The sequence below is a fragment of the Stieleria sp. genome, assembly GCF_041595215.1.
GTDB lineage: Bacteria > Planctomycetota > Planctomycetia > Pirellulales > Pirellulaceae > Stieleria > Stieleria magnilauensis.
The window spans coordinates 1-1,763 of record NZ_JBFHKV010001416.1; the positions used below are offsets into that span (position 1 = coordinate 1).

1 protein-coding gene is annotated in these 1,763 nt (G+C 59.8%); it reads right to left on the reverse strand.

Going from position 1 to position 1,763, the window contains the following annotated elements:
* Positions 1-146: 146 nt before the first annotated feature.
* Positions 147-1,556, reverse strand: a complete 1,410-nt coding sequence (locus ABX749_RS31740; protein ID WP_372899564.1) for a DUF1501 domain-containing protein — start codon at positions 1,554-1,556, stop codon at positions 147-149.
* Between the last annotated feature and the right edge of the window lie 207 nt (positions 1,557-1,763).

A 1,763-nucleotide genomic window follows, 5' to 3' on the forward strand; every position in this document is an offset into this window, starting at 1 on the left:
AAAGTAATATCGCATCGTGCAATAACCCAGATCAAGGACGCAACAAGCAGTGAAGAAGTGTCGAGTTCAAAACGTGGGTGGGGCTTTCAGCCCGCAACGCTGACACGACAGACGGAAATCCAATCCCACGCGTTTCCCGCGTGCCGCTAGATCAACTCGCGGATCACTTCGCCGTGATCCATCAAAACGTGGGGGCGGCCGGAGCGATCGTGAATCATGCGTCCGGGATCGATCCCCAGCTGGTGATACAGCGTTGCGACGACGTCGGTATAGTCGACCGGACGATCGGTCGCTTCACCGGCAACCTTGTCAGTATTTCCCAGCACGACGCCTCCGGGCATGCCACCGCCGGCCATCATCCCCATCGACAGTCGCGGCCAGTGATCGCGTCCACCTTTGGCGTTGACCTTCGGCGTGCGACCGAACTCGCCCCACGCCAGCACGGTGACATCGTCCAGCATGCCGCGCGACTGCAGATCCGTGATCAAGGCGTGGAACCCGAAATCGAACAGTGGACCGAGTTGTTTCATGCGATCGTTGTTGTCCGAGTGCGTGTCGAAATCACTGAGCGAAATGCTGACGACACGCACACCGGCTTCGACCAACCGCCGCGCCAGCAGAAACTTCAACGCCGCCTCGGGGCCTTCGCTGGTGTAGGACTGTGTTCCGCCGGCGGGCAACTCCGGTGTGTAGTGTGCGATCACGCGAGGATCTTCCTGGTCCAAATCCATCGCTCCGGCGAACGCACCCGACGTCAGGATGGTGTACGCCTGCCTTGTGAAATGATCCATCGCTTCCATTTCACCGGAATCGTCGAGCGCACGATTGAACTGATCCAAACGCTTCAGCAGCGCAAGGCGATCATCGATTCGATCGACCGGCAACTCCTTGATCAACTTGAGTTCTGTTTTGTGGCCATCGCCCAACCGAGCCAACTCGCCTTTCATCCCCTCCTCAAGCTCACGTTGGAATCGATCCGAGATGTCCGGTCGAAACGGTTTGACGCTCGGCCCCAAGAAACCAGGTCGCGCGCTGTTGCGAACCAGTGGCCGGCCCTGCATCAGATCAACAAAATTGGGCACCTGATCTTCCGGTGACCCGAGCAAGTGATTGACCACGCAGCCCAGTGCCGGCCGGCCGGCGATCGATTGCAGCACCGTTTCCTTGTAACCGCTCTGGCATTGAAACGCATGGTGTTTCCCATCCGCGCCGACCAGCGACCGCAGAAAAACGAGCTGATCCGCGATTCCCGCGCAGCGTGGCATTAACTCCGTCAGTCCGATTCCGGGAACCTTCGTCCCGATCGGCGCGAACGGGCTACGCAACTCCGCCGGGGCGTCCGGTTTGGGATCGATCAAATCCATCTGCGGCGGACCACCATCGAGATGAATGATGATGACCGATTTTCGCGACGATCCGCTAGATGATTGTGCGTCCGCAGCGAGCACGTCGGGGAGGGTCAGCCCTGCGATCCCGCTGGCACCGGCGCAAAGAAAACTTCGACGTCGAAAACCGCTGCAGTTGGCAAACGCGTGGCCGGATGTGAATCGGAGCATAACGGGTGTTCCCCCAACGGTGGCACAGGGTCGAGCTCCCGATATCGTATCATGAACGCACCGTCGCTGCGTACTGCAACTCGCTGTGACCCCGTCCGGGCAACGCTGTGAAGCATTTATTCCCTGCGTTTGACGAGGTGTGAGCGGCAGGGCGCAAGCCCTCCGGTCCCTCATCGTTCCCGAAACACCGGAGGGCTCGCGCCCTAC